An 18179-nucleotide genomic window follows, 5' to 3' on the forward strand; every position below is an offset into this window, starting at 1 on the left:
GACGATATCCAGCTTGACTCGACGAGCGAGCGCGCAGCCGCCGGGAATGGCGCCATCGGCGCTGCCGCCGTCGCCACACCGGCCGTCCCCGCACCGACCCAGCAGGCGCTCGAAGCGCATCTCGCGCCGTACGCGGCCCATTCGAGCCAATCGCGTGGGCGTCGCTATCCGGAAACCGCGCCGAGTGCGCGCACCGAGTTTCAGCGCGACCGCGACCGCATCGTCCACTCCACCGCATTCCGCCGGCTCGAATACAAGACTCAGGTATTCGTCAATCACGAGGGCGATCTGTTTCGCACCCGGCTCACCCATAGTCTCGAAGTTGCGCAGATCGCGCGCTCGGTCGCGCGCAATCTGCGCGTCAACGAAGATCTCGTCGAAGCGATTTCGCTGGCACACGATCTCGGCCATACGCCGTTCGGCCATGCCGGGCAGGATGCGTTGAACGAATGCATGCGCGAGCATGGCGGGTTCGAGCACAACCTGCAGAGTCTTGCGGTCGTCGACGAACTTGAGGAGCACTACGGAGCCTTCAATGGCCTGAACCTGTGCTTCGAGACGCGCGAGGGCATTCTCAAGCATTGCTCGCGCGACAATGCGCGCCGGCTCGGCGAATTGGGCGAGCGCTTTCTCGAAGGGCGTCAGCCGTCGCTCGAAGCGCAGATCGCCAACGTCGCCGACGAAATCGCGTACAACAATCATGATGTCGACGACGGTCTGCGCTCCGGTCTGTTGACACTCGAGCAACTCGCCGAAGTGGAGCTCTGGCAAACGCACTGCGAGGCGGCGCGCAGCGACTACCCGCAGATCGAAGGGCGTCGGCTGATTCACGAGACGGTGCGGCGCGTGATCAATACGCTGATCGTCGATCTGATCGAGACGACGCGGGCCAATCTCGCGCGCTACACGCCGGCGTCGCTCGACGACGTTCGCGCGGCGCCCCCGCTTGTCGCGCACAGCGATGCGATCGCCGCGCAGGCTGCGGCGCTCAAGCGCTTTCTGTTCAGAAACATGTACCGCCACTATCGCGTGATGCGCATGGCCAACAAGGCACGCCGCGTCGTGGTCGGTCTGTTCGACGCGTTCACCGACGACCCGCGGCTGCTGCCGCCGGACTATCAGTCGACCGATGGGACGCGCCAGCCGCGTCTGATCGCGCATTACATCGCGGGGATGACCGATCGCTACGCGCTGAAGGAGTATCGGCGCCTGTTCGTGATCGACGATAACTAGGCGCTAGCGGCGGCTGGACGTGCGGCAAGGAGTGTGACGGTCAACGTCGCCGTATCGAAGCTGCCGTCGCGTCCCCTTGCCAACAGCATCAAACCGCGCAAGCCCGCGTCACCGCGAGCGCGACGCGAACAGCGCTCCCGCTATCAGCGCAAGCCCGCCGACGATCGCAATCGTCTGCCACGGATTTTCATGCACGTAGTGATCGGCGTCCGAGATCGCGACGCCCGCGCGGTCGCGCATCGCGTCGCGCGTTTCGTTCAGCCGCTCGCGCGCGGCGTCCAGCTGCTTGCGCAGCCTGCCGCGCAAGGCCACGGCGTCGGCCTGCGTGCCGTCGGCCAAAGTCGATTCGAGTTCCGACAGCAGGGTGCGCAACTCGACCGCGATATCTTCGGCCGCATGGCGGCTATGGCGAGCGATGCGCCGCGCACGGCGACTCGCGCTGGTCCAGGATTCGCCGAGGGCGTCTCGCGTATTTGGAAGTGCTGTCATGGTCGCTCCGTCGATGAGTTGAAAGGCCCCGCGCATCGTCGCGCGGACACGCTATGCGCAGACGTAGTATCACGTCGCAGCGTAGGAAACGCCATCTGAACGCAACTTCGATGCCAAGCGCCGCATCGCCCGCGACCTGCCATGCGCGCGGCTCGCGACAGGATGAGCGTGCCCGTCTCGTCGCCAGATATTGCACACTGGCGCGCCGAATCCGCGTCAAATTTACAAACGCCGATGCCGGATGACGCTGCCGTTCCGATGCAACGGAGATGCCAAACGAAAACGCCGTCATCGGCTCGATGACGGCGTTCGCCAGGGCGCGAAAATTCGACTACCCTAATTCAAGCCACCCGCTCTCGCGAAGCGTTAGAAACGGTAACCGATATTGACGTAGGTGACGATCGGGTTCAGCTTGATCTTGGTCTGCGATTGCACGGTCAGCGTGCCGACCGGGGTGGTCGATGCCGAACTGAGTTTCGCGGTCGTACTGAGCGGCAGGTACGAGACCGACACGCCGGCGAACCAGTGCTGATTGAAGGAGTAATGGAAGCCCGCATTAAACACAGGTTCCCACGAACTATCCGTCGACACACTGGTCGGACCATGCAGAACGTTGGCTTCGAATGCGCTGTTGGTAATCTGCTGGTCGGTGAACCAGATGCGGCTCACACCGATACCGAGATACGGACGGAACGCGGCGGTCGGCTCGTTGAAGTAGTACTTGAACAGCAGAGTCGGGCTCCACTGTTTGGCCTCCCCGATCTTGCCGAACTGCGCAAGGCTGCCCGTGCCGGACAGGTCGAACGTAGGGGGGACGCCAATGACGAATTCAGTCGCGATGTGGTCGGTGATGAAATAGCCGGCGGTGAAACCGATGGTGTCGGCGGAACTCAGCGAGGCGCCGGTGTTGGGTTCGGTGATGTTGGTTGGGCTACCGCCAATGCTGGTTATGGTCAGCGGGTCGCTGCTCGATTGGGGCGCCAGATGGAACCAGCCCGTCGTGACGTAAATGCTGCCGGCCGATTGTGCGTGTGCTGCCGTACTCATGCAGGCAAGCACTGCCATCCCCGTTACGGCCTGTTTTAATTTCATATGTGCTCCTCCAAAAAAGGCCCGCTCATTATGACTACAACGTTTGAAACAAACCATACGCGGCGGTTAGAGTTTTCTCCCTAAGCGCCGCGTGGTTTCTGGCTTCGCCGTATGGCGCCGAACCTTGCGCGCATGCGGATCTTCGGACCTTCGGGTATATACCAACGCGACTATTGGACACTCCAGCATGGCACGGCTTGCACGTCTTTATGTCCCCGACCAGCCGCAGCACGTCATCCTCCGCGGGCTCGATCAGCAGCCCGCTTTCGTCGACGACCAGGACTACGAGCTCTTCATCGACTGTCTGAAGGCGGCTTCCCGGGACCATCACCTTTCCATCCACGCTTACGCCTTGATGCCGGGCGCCGTGCAACTGCTCGTCACGCCCACCGAGGAGTCGAGCCTGCCCAAGGCGATGCAGGCCGTCGGGCGGCGCTACGTCGCGCACTTCAACCGGCGCTACGCGCGTCGCGGCACTTTGTGGGAGGGCCGTTATCGGGCCACGGTGATCGAGGGTGAGCGTTACTTCCTGCTTGCTAGCCGGGTCGTCGAAATGTGTCCGGTGCGCCTGCAGCTGGTCAACGCGGCCGAGGATTATCGCTGGTCGAGCTATCGTCATCACATCGGCCTCACCCTCGACAGCCTGATCACGGATCACCCCCTCTACTGGTCGCTCGGCAATACGCCATTCGAGCGACAGCGCGCCTACCGTGAACTGTGCGAGCAGCCGCTCGACGAGCGCGAGGCAAGCCAGCTCCAGCAAGCCACGTTGAAAGGCTGGGTGCTCGGCAGCGACACTTACCGCGAATGGGCGGCGCGCGCCGCGAACCGGCGGGTGTCACCTCTGCCGCGTGGCCGGCCGCGCAAGGTCCGCGAGACGCCGCATACGCAGTGAGGCGGCGGCGAGGCGACACCCCGGCGCCCTCGATAAAGCCGCTTTAAATCCGAAGAAAGCGTTTTGCATCAATGGGCTGCATGAAGACGGCATTTCATATGCCGTTTTCTTTTGCCCCAAAATGATATGGCACCAATAAAAAATAGCCGCAATGCACCAATTTGATAATCGGGGGCGGATCACAAGGTTTTATTTGCTATTTCCTTGATTCGTCGCGTATATTCCGATTTCCGACGCTTTTCATCCCGCGCAGTCCGGCTGCGAGAAGAGCGCCGTCGTGGTCGCGAAGCGCACTGCGGCAAAAAAACAATGGTTTAACGGCCTGTCCGGCCTCCTCACAGACGGTGTCCCCATGAACGACCACCAGCAACCGATTCACCCGGTTCCCGCCGCCCAAGGTCTGTACGACCCGCAAAACGAGCATGACGCCTGCGGCGTCGGCTTCGTCGCCCACATCAAGGGCCAGAAGAGTCACGAAATCATCCAGCAGGGTCTGAAGATTCTCGAGAACCTCGACCACCGGGGCGCCGTCGGCGCCGATCCGCTGATGGGCGACGGCGCGGGCATCCTGATCCAGATTCCGGACGGCTTCTATCGCGAGGAGATGGCCAAGCAGGGCGTGACGCTGCCGCCGGCTGGCGAATACGGCGTCGGCATGATCTTCCTGCCGAAGGAGCACGCGTCGCGCATCGCCTGCGAACAGGAGCTCGAGCGCACGGTGAAGGCCGAAGGTCAGGTCGTGCTCGGCTGGCGCGACGTGCCGGTCGACCACGCCATGCCGATCTCGCCGACCGTCAAGGCAAGCGAGCCGCTGATCCGCCAGATCTTCATCGGCCGCGGCAAGGACATCATGGTGACCGACGCGCTCGAGCGGAAGCTGTACATTATCCGCAAGACCGCGAGCCACCGCATCCAGGCGCTCAAGCTCAAGCACGGCAAGGAATATTTCGTGCCGTCGTGCTCGGCGCGCACGGTCGTCTACAAGGGTCTGCTGCTTGCGGGCCAGGTCGGCGTGTACTACCGCGACCTGCAGGACGACCGCACCATCTCGGCGCTCGCTCTCGTGCACCAGCGCTTCTCGACCAACACGTTCCCGGCGTGGGAACTGGCTCACCCGTACCGCATGATCGCCCACAACGGCGAAATCAACACGGTGAAGGGCAACGTCAACTGGCTGAACGCGCGTACCGGCGCGATCGCCTCGCACGTGCTCGGCGACGACCTGCCGAAGCTGTGGCCGCTGATCTATCCGGGGCAATCGGATACGGCATCGTTCGACAACTGTCTCGAACTGCTGGTGATGGCCGGCTACCCGCTCGTCCACGCGATGATGATGATGATTCCGGAAGCCTGGGAACAGCACACGCTGATGGACGAGAACCGCAAGGCGTTCTACGAATACCACGCCGCGATGATGGAGCCGTGGGACGGCCCCGCCGCGATCGCGTTCACCGACGGCCGCCAGATCGGCGCGACGCTCGACCGTAACGGTCTGCGTCCGGCGCGCTACATCGTCACCGACGACGACCTCGTCATCATGGCGTCGGAAGCCGGCACGTTGCCTATTCCTGAATCGAAGATCGTCAAGAAGTGGCGTCTGCAGCCGGGCAAGATGTTCCTGATCGACATGGAGCACGGCCGCATCATCGACGACAAGGAACTGAAGGACAACCTCGCGAACGCCAAGCCGTACAAGAGCTGGATCGACGCCGTGCGCATCAAGCTCGACGAGATCGAGCCGAAGGCCGAAGACGTTGCAACGGAACGCCGCGAAGCCGCCGCGCTGCTGGATCGCCAGCAGGCGTTCGGCTACACCCAGGAAGACCTGAAGTTCCTGATGGCGCCGATGGCGCAAGCGGGCGAGGAAGCCGTCGGCTCGATGGGCAACGACTCGCCGCTCGCGGTCATGTCCAACAAGAACAAGACGCTGTACCACTACTTCAAGCAGCTGTTCGCACAGGTCACGAACCCGCCGATCGACCCGATCCGTGAAAACATGGTGATGTCGCTGGTGTCGTTCATCGGCCCGAAGCCGAACCTGCTCGACACGAACAACATCAACCCGCCGATGCGTCTCGAAGTGTCGCAGCCGGTGCTCGACTTCAAGGACATCGCGAAGATCCGCGCGATCGATCAGTACACCGGCGGCAAATTCAGCTCGTACGAGCTGAACATCTGCTATCCGGTCGCCTGGGGCAAGGAAGGCATCGAGGCGCGTCTCGCGTCGCTGTGCGCGGAAGCCGTCGATGCGGTCAAGTCCGGCTACAACATGCTGATCGTGTCGGACCGCAAGACCGACCGCGACAACGTCGCGATTCCGGCACTGCTCGCCACCGCCGCGATCCACACGCACCTCGTGCAGCAGGGTCTGCGCACGAGCACGGGTCTCGTCGTCGAAACGGGTTCGGCGCGTGAAACGCACCACTTCGCGCTGCTCGCGGGCTACGGCGCGGAAGCCGTGCACCCGTACCTCGCGATGGAAACGCTGAGCCAGCTGGCGGCCGGCCTGAAGGGCGACCTGTCGGCGGAGAAGGCGGTCTACAACTTCACGAAGGCAGTCGGCAAGGGCCTGCAGAAGGTCATGTCGAAGATGGGCATTTCGACCTATATGTCGTACACCGGCGCGCAGATTTTTGAAGCGGTCGGGCTTGCCTCGGATCTGGTGTCGAAGTACTTCCACGGCACCTCGTCGAAGGTCGGCGGCATTGGTCTGTTCGACGTCGCGGAAGAAGCGATCCGCCTGCATCGCGAAGCATTCGGCGACAACCCGGTGCTCGCGAACATGCTCGACGCGGGCGGCGAATACGCCTACCGCGTGCGCGGCGAAGAACATATGTGGACGCCGGATGCGATCGCCAAGCTGCAGCACTCGGCACGCAGCAACTCGTACCAGACGTACAAGGAATACGCGCATCTGATCAACGATCAGACCAGGCGCCACATGACCTTCCGCGGCCTGTTCGAGTTCAAGTTCGATCCGACCAAGGCGATCCCGCTCGACGAAGTCGAACCGGCGAAGGACATCGTCAAGCGTTTCGCGACCGGCGCCATGTCGATGGGCTCGATCAGCACCGAAGCGCACGCCACGCTCGCCGTCGCGATGAACCGCATCGGCGGCAAGTCGAACACGGGTGAGGGCGGTGAGGACGCGAACCGTTATCGCAACGAGCTGCGTGGCATTCCGATCAAGAACGGCGACACGATGAAGTCGGTGATCGGCGACGAAGTGATCGTCGACATTCCGCTCAAGGACGGCGATTCGCTGCGCTCGCGCATCAAGCAGGTCGCGTCGGGCCGCTTCGGCGTGACGGCGGAGTACCTCGCGTCGGCCGACCAGATCCAGATCAAGATGGCGCAGGGCGCGAAGCCGGGCGAAGGCGGTCAGCTGCCGGGCCACAAGGTGTCGGACTACATCGGCAAGCTGCGCTACTCGGTGCCGGGCGTCGGCCTGATCTCGCCGCCGCCGCACCACGACATCTACTCGATCGAAGACCTGGCGCAGCTGATTCACGATCTGAAGAACGTGAACGCATCGTCGAGCATTTCGGTGAAGCTCGTGTCGGAGTCGGGCGTCGGTACGGTTGCAGCGGGTGTCGCGAAGGCGAAGGCCGATCACGTCGTGATCGCCGGTCATGACGGAGGCACGGGTGCGTCGCCGCTGTCGTCGATCAAGCATGCGGGCACGCCGTGGGAACTGGGTCTCGCCGAAACGCAGCAGACACTGGTGCTGAACCAGCTGCGCGGCCGTATCCGCGTGCAGGCCGACGGTCAGATGAAGACCGGCCGCGACGTCGTGATCGGCGCGCTGCTCGGCGCGGACGAGTTCGGCTTCGCGACGGCGCCGCTCGTCGTCGAAGGCTGCATCATGATGCGCAAGTGCCATCTGAACACATGCCCGGTCGGCGTCGCGACGCAAGATCCGGTGCTGCGTGCGAAGTTCCAGGGCCAGCCGGAACACGTCGTGAACTTCTTCTTCTTCGTCGCGGAAGAAGCGCGCGAAATCATGGCGCAACTCGGCATCCGCAAGTTCGACGACCTGATCGGCCGCGCGGAACTGCTCGACACGAAGAAGGGCATCGAGCACTGGAAGGCGAAGGGCCTCGACTTCTCGCGCGTGTTCTATCAGCCGCAAGTGCCGGCCGAAGTCGCACGCAAGCACGTCGACGTGCAGGATCACGGCCTCGACCGCGCACTCGATCACACGCTGATCGAGAAGGCGAAGGCCGCGATCGAGAAGGGCGAGCACGTCTCGTTCATCCAGCCGGTGCGCAACGTGAACCGCACGGTCGGCGCGATGCTGTCGGGCACGATCGCGAAGAAGTACGGCCATGAAGGTCTCGCGGACGACGCGATCCACATCCAGCTGAAGGGCACCGCGGGTCAGAGCTTCGGCGCGTTCCTCGCGAAGGGCGTCACGCTGGATCTGGTCGGCGACGGCAACGACTACGTCGGCAAGGGCCTGTCGGGCGGCCGCATCATCATCCGTCCGACCAACGATTTCCGCGGCAAGTCGGAAGAGAACATCATCTGCGGCAACACGGTGATGTACGGCGCGATCGAAGGTGAAGCCTTCTTCCGCGGCGTCGCGGGCGAGCGTTTCTGCGTGCGTAACTCGGGCGCGACGGCGGTCGTCGAAGGCACGGGCGATCACGGTTGCGAATACATGACGGGCGGCACGGTGATCGTGCTCGGCGAAACGGGCCGTAACTTCGCGGCCGGCATGTCGGGCGGTATCGCGTACGTGTTCGATCCGGACGGCACGTTCGCGAGCAAGTGCAACAAGTCGATGGTTTCGCTCGACCCGGTGCTGCAACAGGCCGAGCAGGAGCGCACGGTCGACCAGGGCGTGTGGCATCGCGGCACGACCGACGAAGTGCTGCTCAAGGGGCTCATCGAGCGTCACTTCCAGTTCACGGGCTCGCCGCGTGCGAAGGCGCTGCTCGAAAACTGGGACGCGGCACGCCGTCAGTTCGTGAAGGTGTTCCCGACCGAATACAAGCGCGCGCTCGGCGAACTCGCCGCGAAGAAGGCGAACAGCGAAGTGCTCGCCGCCTGACCCGTCGTCACGGAAGTCACACTTAGACGTACCCGCCGCGTTCCGATCGATCGACGCGCGGCGGGTCCAGATTACCCCTAGATACAGATAGAGAAGAGAACCACATGGGCAAGGCAACCGGTTTTCTCGAGTTCGAACGTCGCCACGAGACGTACGAGGCTCCGCTCACGCGTGTGAAGCACTACAAGGAATTCGTCGCGGCACTGACCGACGACGAAGCGAAGATTCAAGGCGCGCGTTGCATGGACTGCGGCATTCCGTTCTGCAACAACGGCTGCCCGGTCAACAACATCATCCCGGACTTCAACGACCTGGTGTTCCGTCAGGACTGGAAGAACGCGATCGAAGTGCTGCATTCGACCAACAACTTCCCCGAGTTCACGGGCCGCATCTGCCCGGCGCCGTGCGAAGCGGCGTGCACGCTCGGCATCAACGACGACCCGGTCGGCATCAAGTCGATCGAGCACGCGATCATTGACAAAGCCTGGACCGAAGGTTGGGTCGCGCCGCAAACGCCGAAGCACAAGACCGGCAAGAAGGTCGCCGTGGTCGGCTCGGGCCCCGCGGGTCTCGCGGCTGCGCAGCAGCTCGCGCGCGCCGGTCATGACGTGACCGTGTTCGAGAAGAACGACCGCATCGGCGGCCTGCTGCGTTATGGCATCCCCGACTTCAAGCTGGAGAAGTGGCAGATCGACCGCCGCATGCGCCAGATGGAAGCCGAAGGCGTGACGTTCCGCACCAACGTGTTCATCGGCAAGCCGGACACGCTGCCGGCGCACATCGGCAACACGGCGAAGGAAACCATCACGCCGGCCGATCTGAACGAACAGTTCGACGCAGTCGTGATCGCCGGCGGTTCGGAAACGCCGCGCGATCTGCCGGTACCGGGCCGCGAGCTCGAAGGCGTGTACTACGCGATGGAATTCCTGCCGCAGCAGAACAAGGTCAACGCCGGCGACAAGGTGCCGAACCAGCTGGTCGCGAAGGGCAAGCACGTCGTCGTGATCGGCGGCGGCGATACCGGTTCGGACTGCGTGGGCACCTCGAACCGTCACGGCGCGAAGAGCGTCACGCAGTTCGAACTGCTGCCGCAGCCGCCGGAAGAAGAGAACAAGCCGCTCGTGTGGCCGTACTGGCCGATCAAGCTGCGCACGTCGTCGTCGCACGAGGAAGGCTGCGAGCGCGATTGGGCGGTCGCGACCAAGCGTCTCGAAGGCAAGAACGGCAAGGTCGAGAAGCTGATCGCCGCGCGCGTCGAATGGAAGGAAGGCAAGATGGTCGAAGTGCCGAACTCGGAGTTCGAGATGAAGGCCGACCTCGTGCTGCTCGCGATGGGCTTCACGCAGCCGGTGTCGCCGGTGCTCGAAGCGTTCGGCGTCGACAAGGATGCGCGCGGCAACGTGCGCGCCGCGACCGAGGGTGACAAGGCGTACTACACGTCGGTGAACAAGGTGTTCACGGCAGGCGACATGCGCCGTGGCCAGTCGCTCGTCGTGTGGGCGATCCGCGAAGGCCGTCAGTGCGCGCGTTCGGTCGACGCGTTCCTGATGGGTCATTCGGAACTGCCGCGTTAAGCGTCTTCAGCCGGTGTGCGCGGGGTGTTTCAGACGGCGTACACCAGCCACGATTTGCAGGAAGGCGTGGAGACGACAAGGTGCCCCATGAAGGGCACCTGTAGCGGTAAAGCGATGCAGTGAAAAAAGAAACCGGGCTCGCCTGAAAGGGGGGCCCGGTTTTCTTTTGTGCCGGCTTCGACCGCCGCGCGTTATGCCCGTCTCATTTGCGATAGCGCGCGAGCGTCAGGCCATCGAGATCGATCTCCGGCTTGCGTTGCGTAATCAGATCCGCGACCACGCGCCCCGAGCCCATCGACATCGCCCAGCCCGTCGAGCCGTGCCCAAGGTTCAGCCATAAGTTGCCGAGGTTGCACGGGCCGAGCAGCGGCGCGCCATCGGGCGTCATCGGCCGGCGGCCGACCCAGAAGCACGCGGAAGTCGGCGTGGCGGCGTGCGGAAACCAGTCGCGCAGCACGGTGAGCAGCGTTTGCAGCGCCTGCTCGCGCAGCGTCGTCTGGCGGTTGCCGAGCTCCGCCGTACCCGCGATGCGCAGGTTGTTGCCGAAGCGCGTGATCGCCGTCTTCAGCGATTCGTCCATCAGTGCCGCACGCGGCGCTTTTTCCTCGTCGGTCACGGGCAGCGTGGCCGAATAGCCCTTCACCGGATAGAGCGGCACCCTCACGCCGAGCGGCGCGAGCAGCGCCGCGCTATCGACGCCGAGCGCGACGACCACCGCGTCGGCCGGCAATGTCTCCGCGCCGCGCTCGCATTGAATACGCACGCCGCGCACCGTCGCGCCCTCGATATCGAGTGACGTCACCCGCGTGTCGAAGCGAAAGCTCACGCCATTGCGCTCGCAGATCGCGCGCAGCTCGCGGGTGAAGCGCGCGCAGTCGCCGGCTTCATCGTCGGGCAGATAGAGGCCGGAGAACGGCGCCTGCTGCGCCCAGCGCAAACCCGGCTCGATCTCCACGCACTGCGCGGCGCTGACTTCCCGATGCACGATCCCCGCATCGCGCAGCACCGCGAGCGCCGGCTGCGCGAGTTCGACGTCGTACTCGCTGCGAAACAGTTGCAGATAGCCCTGGCTGCGGCCGTAGTCGAACGGATGACGGCCGCGGAATTCGTGCAGGCACGCGCGGCTGTAGTACGCGATGCGCTGCATCCGCTGCTTGTTCACGCGAAAGCGTTCGAGCTCGCACTCGCGCAGCCAGCGCGCGATCCAGCGCCATTGGGCCGGATCGAGCGTCGGCCGGAAGATCAGCGGCGAGGTGGGCTTGAACAGGTACTTGAGGATTTTCGCCGGCATGCCGGGCGCGGCCCACGGCGTCACGTAGCCCGGCGCGATCACGCCGGCGTTGCCGAAACTCGTGGACAGGGCGACGTCCGGCTCGCGCTCGATCACCGTCACGTCGCAGCCTTGCTGGGACAGATAGAAAGCAGTGGCGACGCCGATGACGCCGCCGCCGAGTACGATCGTTTTCATGATTGGGAACTGCGGTTTCAGACGATCTCAAGCGGCGGAGCCGGCCGCTCCGAGCACCTTGCCCTTCGTTTCCGGCAGGCACGACGCGGCGACGATCACGAGCAGATACCCCGAGCCCGCGACGATGCCCATCGCCTTCACGAGCGTCATCGTCTGCGCGGAGGTGCCGACGAGTATCGGGAAGAACGAGCCGAGTCCGCGCCCGAGGTTGTAGCAGAAGCCTTGTCCCGAGCCGCGAATCTCGTTCGGATACAGCTCGGACAGATACGCGCCGATGCCCGCGAAAATGCCCTGCACGACGATGCCGAGCGGGAAGCCGAGCGCGAGCATCATCGTGTCGGTGATCGGCAGCATCGTGTAGACCATGCCGAGAACGAACGAGCCGAGCGCGAACAGCACGAACGACGCGCGCCGGCCGATCCTGTCGCACAGGATCGCGCCGACGATATAGCCTGCGAACGAACCGACGATCAGCACGATCAGATAGCCGCTCGTGTTGAACACCGACAGATGGCGCTCCGTCTTCAGATAGGTGGGCAGCCACGTCGTGATCGCGTAGTAGCCGCCGAGCATGCCGGTGCACAGCGCGCTGCCGAGCAGCGTTGTCTTCAGATGCGCGGCCGAGAATATCTGCATGAAGTGCGATGTGTTGATACCGCTTTCGCGCGCGCGACGCGTCGCGAGAAAGATGTCGGGGTCGCTGACGTTGCGGCGAATATAGATGATCCATGCGGCGGGCAGCAGGCCCACCCAGAAGCACGCGCGCCACGCGTACTGTTCCGGCAGCAACGCGAAAGCCGCCCAGTAGACGATCGCCGCGGCCGCCCAGCCGAACGACCAGCTGCTTTGCACGGTGCCGACCGCCTTCGCGCGATGCTGCGGCGAGCGGATCGTCTCGGCCATCATGATCGTCACGACCGACCACTCACCGCCGAAGCCGATGCCCTGCAGCGTGCGGGTGGTCAGCAACTGCCAGAACGACTGCGTGAAGCCGGACAGGAACGTGAAGATCGCGAAGGTGGCGATCGTCCATTGCAATACACGGATGCGGCCATGGCGATCGGCGAGAATCCCGGCGAGCCAGCCGCCGATCGCCGACGAAATCAGCGAGCTGGTGGCGATCATGCCTGCTTGGCTTTTGCTCATGCCCCACGTCGCGATCAGCGTCGGAATGAGGAACGAGTAGATCATGAAGTCGAACGCGTCGACGGCGTAGCCGCCGAAACCGGCGTACAGGGTGCGGCGCTCGCGCTGGGTCAGCTCGGTGAACCATTGGAGAGAAGACATGTTTTGTTGTGGTCTCCAGGTTTCTTTTGCCTGCGGGGCTGGATGGGAGGGTGTCCGTATTCTACGGGGATGCCGCGACGTGAGGCCAGTTGGGGGCAAAAATGGCGGCGCTGCGGCAATGGCCGATAAGGCACCGCAAGCGAACGGAAATCAGTGATGAAAGCATGTGGCGCGACGAATCGTGTGCGTCGCTTGCTGGTGTGCCGCCGCGACCCGATCCGCGCGACTTTCATGGGTGGCCAACCGTCCCTCTTTTTTCTTACTAACCACTACGATGTAACGCAAAACTTATTGGTCAACGTTAAACTGCGTCTGCAGCCCGGGCTGCCCCACTCACTCCTCCAATACACCTGTCGCCCCCGATGTCCGTTACCGCGAAAAACCGTTCGCCTTTCCGCGCCCTTGCGAGCACGACCGTGCCCGTCGAGCGTGGCATGCCTGGCGAGGCGTCGGCGGCGCGGCGGCGCTTTCTGAAGGGCTCGGCGAGTGCGATGCTGGCGGCGGGTTTCGGCAGCACGCTGCTGTCCGCGTGCGGCGGCAGTCTCGAAGTCGATCAGCCGGCTACGCCGCGCCTCGTGTCGGTCAGCAATTTCCGCGATGTCGGCGGCGCGGGTGCCGGCTATCTGACCGTCGACGGCAAGCAGATGCGGCGCGGCGTGTTCTATCGCGCGAACGCGCTGACGCTGAGCGGCACCGACGCCGCGACGCTCGACAAGCTCGGCATCGTGTCGGTCTACGACCTGCGCACCCCCGCCGAAGTCGCGCGCAGCGCCGACGTGCTGCCGAACGGCGCGACATCGTCCGCACTGAACGTGCTCGGCACGAACGACTTCATCGTGCCCCCGGTCGATTCACCCGTCGACGCCGTCGCGTTCATGCAGGCGCAGGCGCGCGCGTATGTGACGGGCTGCCCGCAGCGAGCCGCCTATGGCGCGTTGCTGAGCGCGCTCGCCAACGGCACGGGCGCGCAGCTATTCCATTCGAACGCGGGCAAGGATCGCGCGGGCTGGGTCGCGGCGCTGCTGCTCAGCATCGCCAACGTCCCGCTCGACGTGATCATGCAGGACTACCTGCTGAGCAACGTCTATCTCGCGCCATCGATCGCCGCGCAAACCACCACGCTGCGTGCGCAGCAAGGCGTGGCCATCGCGACGGCGAGAGCGCCGTTGTTCGACGTCGACGAAAATTATCTGCAGGCGGGCTTCGACCAGGTGCAGGCGAGCTACGGCACGATGGCGAGCTACCTCACGCAAGGCCTCGGTCTTTCCATGGCGACGGTCGACGCGCTGCGCAATCGGCTCGTGCATTGACGCGTTTCGTGGTCGCGCTTCGCTAGTCTGGCGACAGTGCAAAAAAAGTCCGCCCCAGAGGTGCGGGCGGACCGGGAAGGGCGGCATCGAGGTTGCCGTGGACGACTATAAGGCCGCAACCCGCGCGACAGTCGATGCGGTAAGGGCAGGTAAGTGCCCCGGTCCGCGCCCCTTCGCCTGCGAGCATCCTTACGCTAGCGCCGGGTTCACCGGCAATTCGATCCGTACTTCGAGCCCGCCCTGCGCGTGATTGCGCACGAGGCAGCGTCCGCCGCGATCATGCGCGAGCCGAGCGACGATCGCGAGCCCGAGCCCGCAATGGCCTTCGCCGCCGCGCGCCGCGTCGAGCCGCACGAACGGCTTCATCGCCGCGGCGATGCGGTCGTCGGGAATGCCGGCGCCATGGTCGCGCACGCTGATCGTCCAATGACGGTCGTTGCACGAAGTTGAGATTTCCACCGGTGGCAGGCCGTGTTCGAGCGCGTTGTCGACGAGGTTCGTCACGAGCCGGTCGAGCAGCGTGCGCGGCAGCGTGAACAGGGGGCCAGCGCGCAAGTCGAGCGCGAATAGCGGGGTTTCGGCGGTGTCCGCGGCGTCCGCGGTTTCAGCGGCCTCCGCGTAGTCGCCCGAGGAAAACTGCTCGCGCAGAAACTCGTCGACCTCGACAGGCGGTCCGGCATCCGCCGATTGGCCCGCGAATTCTAGGAACTGCTGGACGATGTTGGTCAGCGAATCGACGTCGCGGATCAGGCCCGCGCGCTCGTTTTCATCGACCAGCACGCTTGCGCGCAGCTTCAGGCGCGTGAGCGGCGCCTTCAGATCGTGCGCGACGCCGGCGAGCATCACCGCCTGGTCGTCGCCGGCTTCGTTCAGGCGCCGCATCATGTCGTTGAACGAGCCGATCAGATCGCGCAGCTCGCGCGGGCCCTGCACCGGCACGGGTTCGGGCCGGCCGCCCGAGCCGAACGCGCGCGACGCATCGGCGACGCGCGACAGCGGCCGTTGCATCTGCCACACCGCGAACAGCGACAGGATCAACCCGGCGAGCAGCATCGAGACCGATTCGATCAGAAAGCGCGGCGGCGGTGGAACGTCGACCGGCACGACGACCCAGTTCGATTTGCCGGGAAACAGCACCCATAGTTGCGGCGGACGCAGATCGTCGACGGCGATCTGCGTGCCGGCCGGCAGGTTCTCGCGCAGATGCCGGCTCAGCTCGACCAGCATATGCTCGTGCGGCTCGCGCAGATGCACGCTGGTCGGCATGTTCCAGGTGGGCACCAGATGCACGCGCATCGCGGGCGCGAGCGCGGCGCCCTTGATCGGTTCGCCGTTGATCGCCTGCAGCACGAGCAGAATGCCGCGCGCGAAGCCGTCGATTTCATGGCGCGGCGGCTGCATCGTCACGAGCACGAACCAGCTCGCCTGAATCGCGAACAGCACCGCCGCCGACAGCAACGCCATTCTGCCGAATAGCGTGTTCAGCGGATTTCTCATGCGTTCGGGGCGGCCCCGTCCTCGAAAGGCGTGCCGTTGGCGTCGGGCACGAACACGTAGCCCTTGCCGCGTACCGTTTGCACGTAGCATGGATTCGACGGATCGTCCTCGATCACGCGGCGCAGGCGCCAGATCGGCACGTCGAGGCTGCGGTCGCGGAACGCGAGATTGTCGCGATGCACGAGATCGTGAATCAGCACGCGCGACAGCACCTTGTACGGATTGTTGACGAAGATCTTCAGCAGCGCGAATTCGCTGTCGCGCAGCGGCAGCTTGGCGTCGTCGCGGGTCAGCGAGCGCGTCGCGAAGTCGAGTTCGAACGGACCGAAGCGATAGCGCTTGCGCGCTTCGGGTGCGCTCGTGGTGGACGGCCCGCGCCGGCGTAGCACGGTCTGGATGCGCACCAGCAACTCGCGCGGATCGAACGGCTTGGTCAGATAGTCGTCCGCGCCGAGCGACAGACCGACGATGCGGTCGGCCACCGTGCCGCGCGCGGTCACGAAGATCACCGGGATGTCGTCGCCGGCGGCGCGCAACGCGGTGAGCGCGCGCAGGCCGTCGGTGTTCGGCATCATGATGTCGAGCACGACGACCGACGGCCGCTCACGCTCGAGACGACGCTGCAAATGGGTGCCGTCATGCAGCACGGACGCATCGAAGCCGTTCGACTGCAGAAACTTGCAAAGCAGATCGCGAACGACCGGATCGTCGTCGACGATAAGGACCTGTGGATTCATGGCGAAATTCTAGACTGGCGCGCCCGGCGCGCGACCGGGCATTTCCTTACCAACGCTTACTGTGCGCCTAGCGGCGCTGGCGGGCTCGCGCCGGGGGGCGGATCAACGAAGGCTCAGCGCTTACTTTAGCACTGCCCGATCCGGTTCTCCGCAACGACCGGCACGCGAGAACAACAGTTGGCAAGCACTCGAAAGCCCTCGCAAGCGCGCGGAACGGTTCGTAACAACCGCGCGAAAGCGTGCTTTGCTTCGCCCATCGTCGGTACCCGCGCGGCGCGATGATTCGTTCCGCAGCACGTCGCGCCGTCCGCCGAACGAGGTCCGCTGCCTCGGACGACGGCGCGCGGCGTTCAACCGATCCCGGTGCGCAGTGCGCGCCTTCGCGAGGCCCATCATGACGATCCACAACACGCTGAGTTCCACACCTTACTCCTCGCTGGCGAAGACAGCTGCCACGGAGAAGGCCTCCAGTTCGAGCGCGAGCGGCGCCGCGGCGAAATCGCAGCCGGCTGCCGCGCTCGAGCAGCCTACGCCACCGGCGGCCGGCACGGGGCTCGTCGGCCATCTGGTCAACACGACGGCGTGAGCTGACGAGGTCCGCGTGCCTTTATCAAGAACTACTGAGCATCGGCGCCGTGCCATGGCGTGGCTCGTTGCCGGCGCGCTGCTGCTGCCGCTCGGCGGCTGCGGCGCCGCGGCGCTGCCGTGCCGGGTCACCGCGGCGACCCTGAAAGTGCTGCCGGTCGTCGGCCATGCGGCGGCGACGCCGTTCGACATGTGCGCTTCCGCGATCGATTGAATCATGACGCTCACCCCGATGGTTTGTGCATTGATGCTGCTCGGCGCTGTGCTGACGTGCGCCGCGCATGCGCAGCCCGTCGCGCGCAGCGCGAAGGCGGCCAGCGCGGCATCGACTGGCGTTGTCACCGACTCGCACCGACGCTCGCCGGACGCGCCGTTTTCCTTTCGCGGCGTTGCGCTCGGCATCACGATCGACGAATTCCGCGCGGGCTCGGCCGTACGCGCGACGCCGGTCGGCAGCGTGCCGATCTGCGAGACGGACGTGCAGGCCGGAGCGCTCGGCATGCGGCTGAAGTCGCGCGATAGCCTGAGCGTCGCGTGCCGCTGGGCGCATCGCGATGATGAGCGCTGGGCCGTATCGCAGGCCGTGGTCGATGGCGCGCCGGCGCTCGAACACGTGATGCGCTTCACGCGCATCGACGGGCAGGGCGCGCTGCGTCTCTACGAGATGTCGTTCGTGATCGACGAGCTGACCGCCGAGGATCTGCGCGACGCGCTCGAAGAGCGTTACGGTCCGCCGCGTCTGGCGACGCGCAACGCCGCGGCGCCGGGCGCGATGCCGATGTACGTATGGGAGAACACGGTCAGTTCGATCACGCTGTGCTTTCTGCCGGGCAGCCGCAACGGCACGCTCACGTATCTGCTGAAGGGCTCCGATGCGTGGATGAAAGCGGTCGTGCGGCGGTGGCAGGCGAGCGGCGCCGACGCGGGCTGACTGCCTGGCATGCCTGAGCAATGCG

At 64.8% G+C, this 18179-nt stretch carries 14 protein-coding genes; 8 read left to right on the forward strand and 6 right to left on the reverse strand.

Annotated features, from left to right (window positions below):
• Window positions 1–54 precede the first annotated feature (54 nt).
• Entirely contained in the window at window positions 55–1233 is a 1179-nt protein-coding gene (locus EVC45_RS16060) for a deoxyguanosinetriphosphate triphosphohydrolase (protein WP_248295153.1), read from the forward strand.
• Window positions 1234–1341: 108 nt separating this feature from the next.
• On the opposite strand, the gene EVC45_RS16065 is transcribed toward EVC45_RS16060, so the two are convergent.
• Together EVC45_RS16065 and EVC45_RS16070 are read right to left on the reverse strand one after the other, a co-directional pair.
• Entirely contained in the window at window positions 1342–1722 is a 381-nt protein-coding gene (locus EVC45_RS16065; RefSeq protein ID WP_129958935.1) for a YqjD family protein, read from the reverse strand.
• A gap of 366 nt (window positions 1723–2088) precedes the next feature.
• Window positions 2089–2814: an OmpW family protein gene (locus tag EVC45_RS16070; RefSeq protein ID WP_129958936.1), complete on the reverse strand. Its 726-nt coding sequence runs from the start codon at window positions 2812–2814 to the stop codon at window positions 2089–2091.
• 187 nt (window positions 2815–3001) lie between these two features.
• Here EVC45_RS16070 and EVC45_RS16075 point away from each other — a divergent pair, with 187 nt between their 5' ends.
• The 3 genes from EVC45_RS16075 (at window position 3002) to EVC45_RS16085 (ending at window position 10339) form a co-directional block, all read left to right on the forward strand.
• Window positions 3002–3709 carry a transposase gene (locus EVC45_RS16075; protein ID WP_013090727.1) on the forward strand — a complete coding sequence of 236 codons (708 nt, stop codon included), beginning with the start codon at window positions 3002–3004 and terminating at the stop codon, window positions 3707–3709.
• 352 nt (window positions 3710–4061) lie between these two features.
• Window positions 4062–8765 (forward strand): glutamate synthase-related protein, encoded by a 4704-nt coding sequence (locus EVC45_RS16080; RefSeq protein ID WP_129958937.1) that lies wholly within the window; start codon window positions 4062–4064, stop codon window positions 8763–8765.
• Between the two features lie 104 nt (window positions 8766–8869).
• On the forward strand, window positions 8870–10339 hold the full coding sequence (locus EVC45_RS16085) for a glutamate synthase subunit beta (RefSeq protein WP_129958938.1): 1470 nt from the start codon (window positions 8870–8872) through the stop codon (window positions 10337–10339).
• A 202-nt stretch (window positions 10340–10541) separates the two neighbouring features.
• On the opposite strand, the gene EVC45_RS16090 is transcribed toward EVC45_RS16085, so the two are convergent.
• Window positions 10542–11807, reverse strand: coding sequence for a D-amino acid dehydrogenase (locus tag EVC45_RS16090; protein WP_129958939.1), 1266 nt, complete (start codon window positions 11805–11807; stop codon window positions 10542–10544).
• 27 nt (window positions 11808–11834) lie between these two features.
• Complete coding sequence (locus EVC45_RS16095) at window positions 11835–13094, reverse strand: MFS transporter (protein ID WP_129958940.1); 1260 nt, start codon at window positions 13092–13094, stop codon at window positions 11835–11837.
• Between the two features lie 434 nt (window positions 13095–13528).
• Between EVC45_RS16095 and EVC45_RS16100 the strand changes: the two genes are divergently transcribed.
• Complete coding sequence (locus EVC45_RS16100; protein ID WP_129959032.1) at window positions 13529–14404, forward strand: tyrosine-protein phosphatase; 876 nt, start codon at window positions 13529–13531, stop codon at window positions 14402–14404.
• A gap of 189 nt (window positions 14405–14593) precedes the next feature.
• On the opposite strand, the gene EVC45_RS16105 is transcribed toward EVC45_RS16100, so the two are convergent.
• Together EVC45_RS16105 and EVC45_RS16110 are read right to left on the reverse strand one after the other, a co-directional pair.
• Window positions 14594–15901, reverse strand: a complete 1308-nt coding sequence (locus EVC45_RS16105; protein WP_129958941.1) for an ATP-binding protein — start codon at window positions 15899–15901, stop codon at window positions 14594–14596.
• A complete protein-coding gene (locus EVC45_RS16110) occupies window positions 15898–16638 on the reverse strand; it encodes a response regulator (protein WP_129958942.1) in 741 nt (246 codons plus the stop codon). The genes EVC45_RS16105 and EVC45_RS16110 overlap by 4 nt, the downstream gene beginning before the upstream one ends.
• A 394-nt stretch (window positions 16639–17032) precedes the next feature.
• On the opposite strand from EVC45_RS16110, the gene EVC45_RS16115 reads away from it, so the two are divergent.
• From EVC45_RS16115 to EVC45_RS16120, 3 genes are read left to right on the forward strand one after another with little or no spacing between them, the layout of a single operon-like run.
• The gene (locus EVC45_RS16115) at window positions 17033–17224 is read left to right on the forward strand and encodes a hypothetical protein (protein ID WP_129958943.1); all 192 of its coding nucleotides are present in this window, start codon (window positions 17033–17035) and stop codon (window positions 17222–17224) included.
• 54 nt (window positions 17225–17278) lie between these two features.
• Entirely contained in the window at window positions 17279–17437 is a 159-nt protein-coding gene (locus tag EVC45_RS45640) for a DUF6726 family protein (protein ID WP_041734448.1), read from the forward strand.
• A 3-nt stretch (window positions 17438–17440) separates the two neighbouring features.
• Window positions 17441–18154 carry a hypothetical protein gene (locus tag EVC45_RS16120; protein WP_129958944.1) on the forward strand — a complete coding sequence of 238 codons (714 nt, stop codon included), beginning with the start codon at window positions 17441–17443 and terminating at the stop codon, window positions 18152–18154.
• The last annotated feature ends 25 nt before the right edge of the window (window positions 18155–18179 follow it).

Source organism: Paraburkholderia sp. UYCP14C, assembly GCF_004197395.1.
In the GTDB taxonomy this organism is placed as follows: domain Bacteria; phylum Pseudomonadota; class Gammaproteobacteria; order Burkholderiales; family Burkholderiaceae; genus Paraburkholderia.

Bases quoted from the DNA above. Each gene is read 5' to 3' on its own strand.
- EVC45_RS16075 (WP_013090727.1), top strand. From the start codon at position 3,002: ATGGCACGGCTTGCACGTCTTTATGTCCCCGACCAGCCGCAGCACGTC.
- EVC45_RS16095 (WP_129958940.1), bottom strand. From the start codon at position 13,094: ATGTCTTCTCTCCAATGGTTCACCGAGCTGACCCAGCGCGAGCGCCGC.
- EVC45_RS16080 (WP_129958937.1), top strand. From the start codon at position 4,062: ATGAACGACCACCAGCAACCGATTCACCCGGTTCCCGCCGCCCAAGGT.
- EVC45_RS16070 (WP_129958936.1), bottom strand. From the start codon at position 2,814: ATGAAATTAAAACAGGCCGTAACGGGGATGGCAGTGCTTGCCTGCATG.
- EVC45_RS16120 (WP_129958944.1), top strand. From the start codon at position 17,441: ATGACGCTCACCCCGATGGTTTGTGCATTGATGCTGCTCGGCGCTGTG.
- EVC45_RS16090 (WP_129958939.1), bottom strand. From the start codon at position 11,807: ATGAAAACGATCGTACTCGGCGGCGGCGTCATCGGCGTCGCCACTGCT.
- EVC45_RS16100 (WP_129959032.1), top strand. From the start codon at position 13,529: ATGCCTGGCGAGGCGTCGGCGGCGCGGCGGCGCTTTCTGAAGGGCTCG.
- EVC45_RS45640 (WP_041734448.1), top strand. From the start codon at position 17,279: ATGGCGTGGCTCGTTGCCGGCGCGCTGCTGCTGCCGCTCGGCGGCTGC.
- EVC45_RS16105 (WP_129958941.1), bottom strand. From the start codon at position 15,901: ATGAGAAATCCGCTGAACACGCTATTCGGCAGAATGGCGTTGCTGTCG.
- EVC45_RS16115 (WP_129958943.1), top strand. From the start codon at position 17,033: ATGACGATCCACAACACGCTGAGTTCCACACCTTACTCCTCGCTGGCG.
- EVC45_RS16085 (WP_129958938.1), top strand. From the start codon at position 8,870: ATGGGCAAGGCAACCGGTTTTCTCGAGTTCGAACGTCGCCACGAGACG.
- EVC45_RS16110 (WP_129958942.1), bottom strand. From the start codon at position 16,638: ATGAATCCACAGGTCCTTATCGTCGACGACGATCCGGTCGTTCGCGAT.
- EVC45_RS16065 (WP_129958935.1), bottom strand. From the start codon at position 1,722: ATGACAGCACTTCCAAATACGCGAGACGCCCTCGGCGAATCCTGGACC.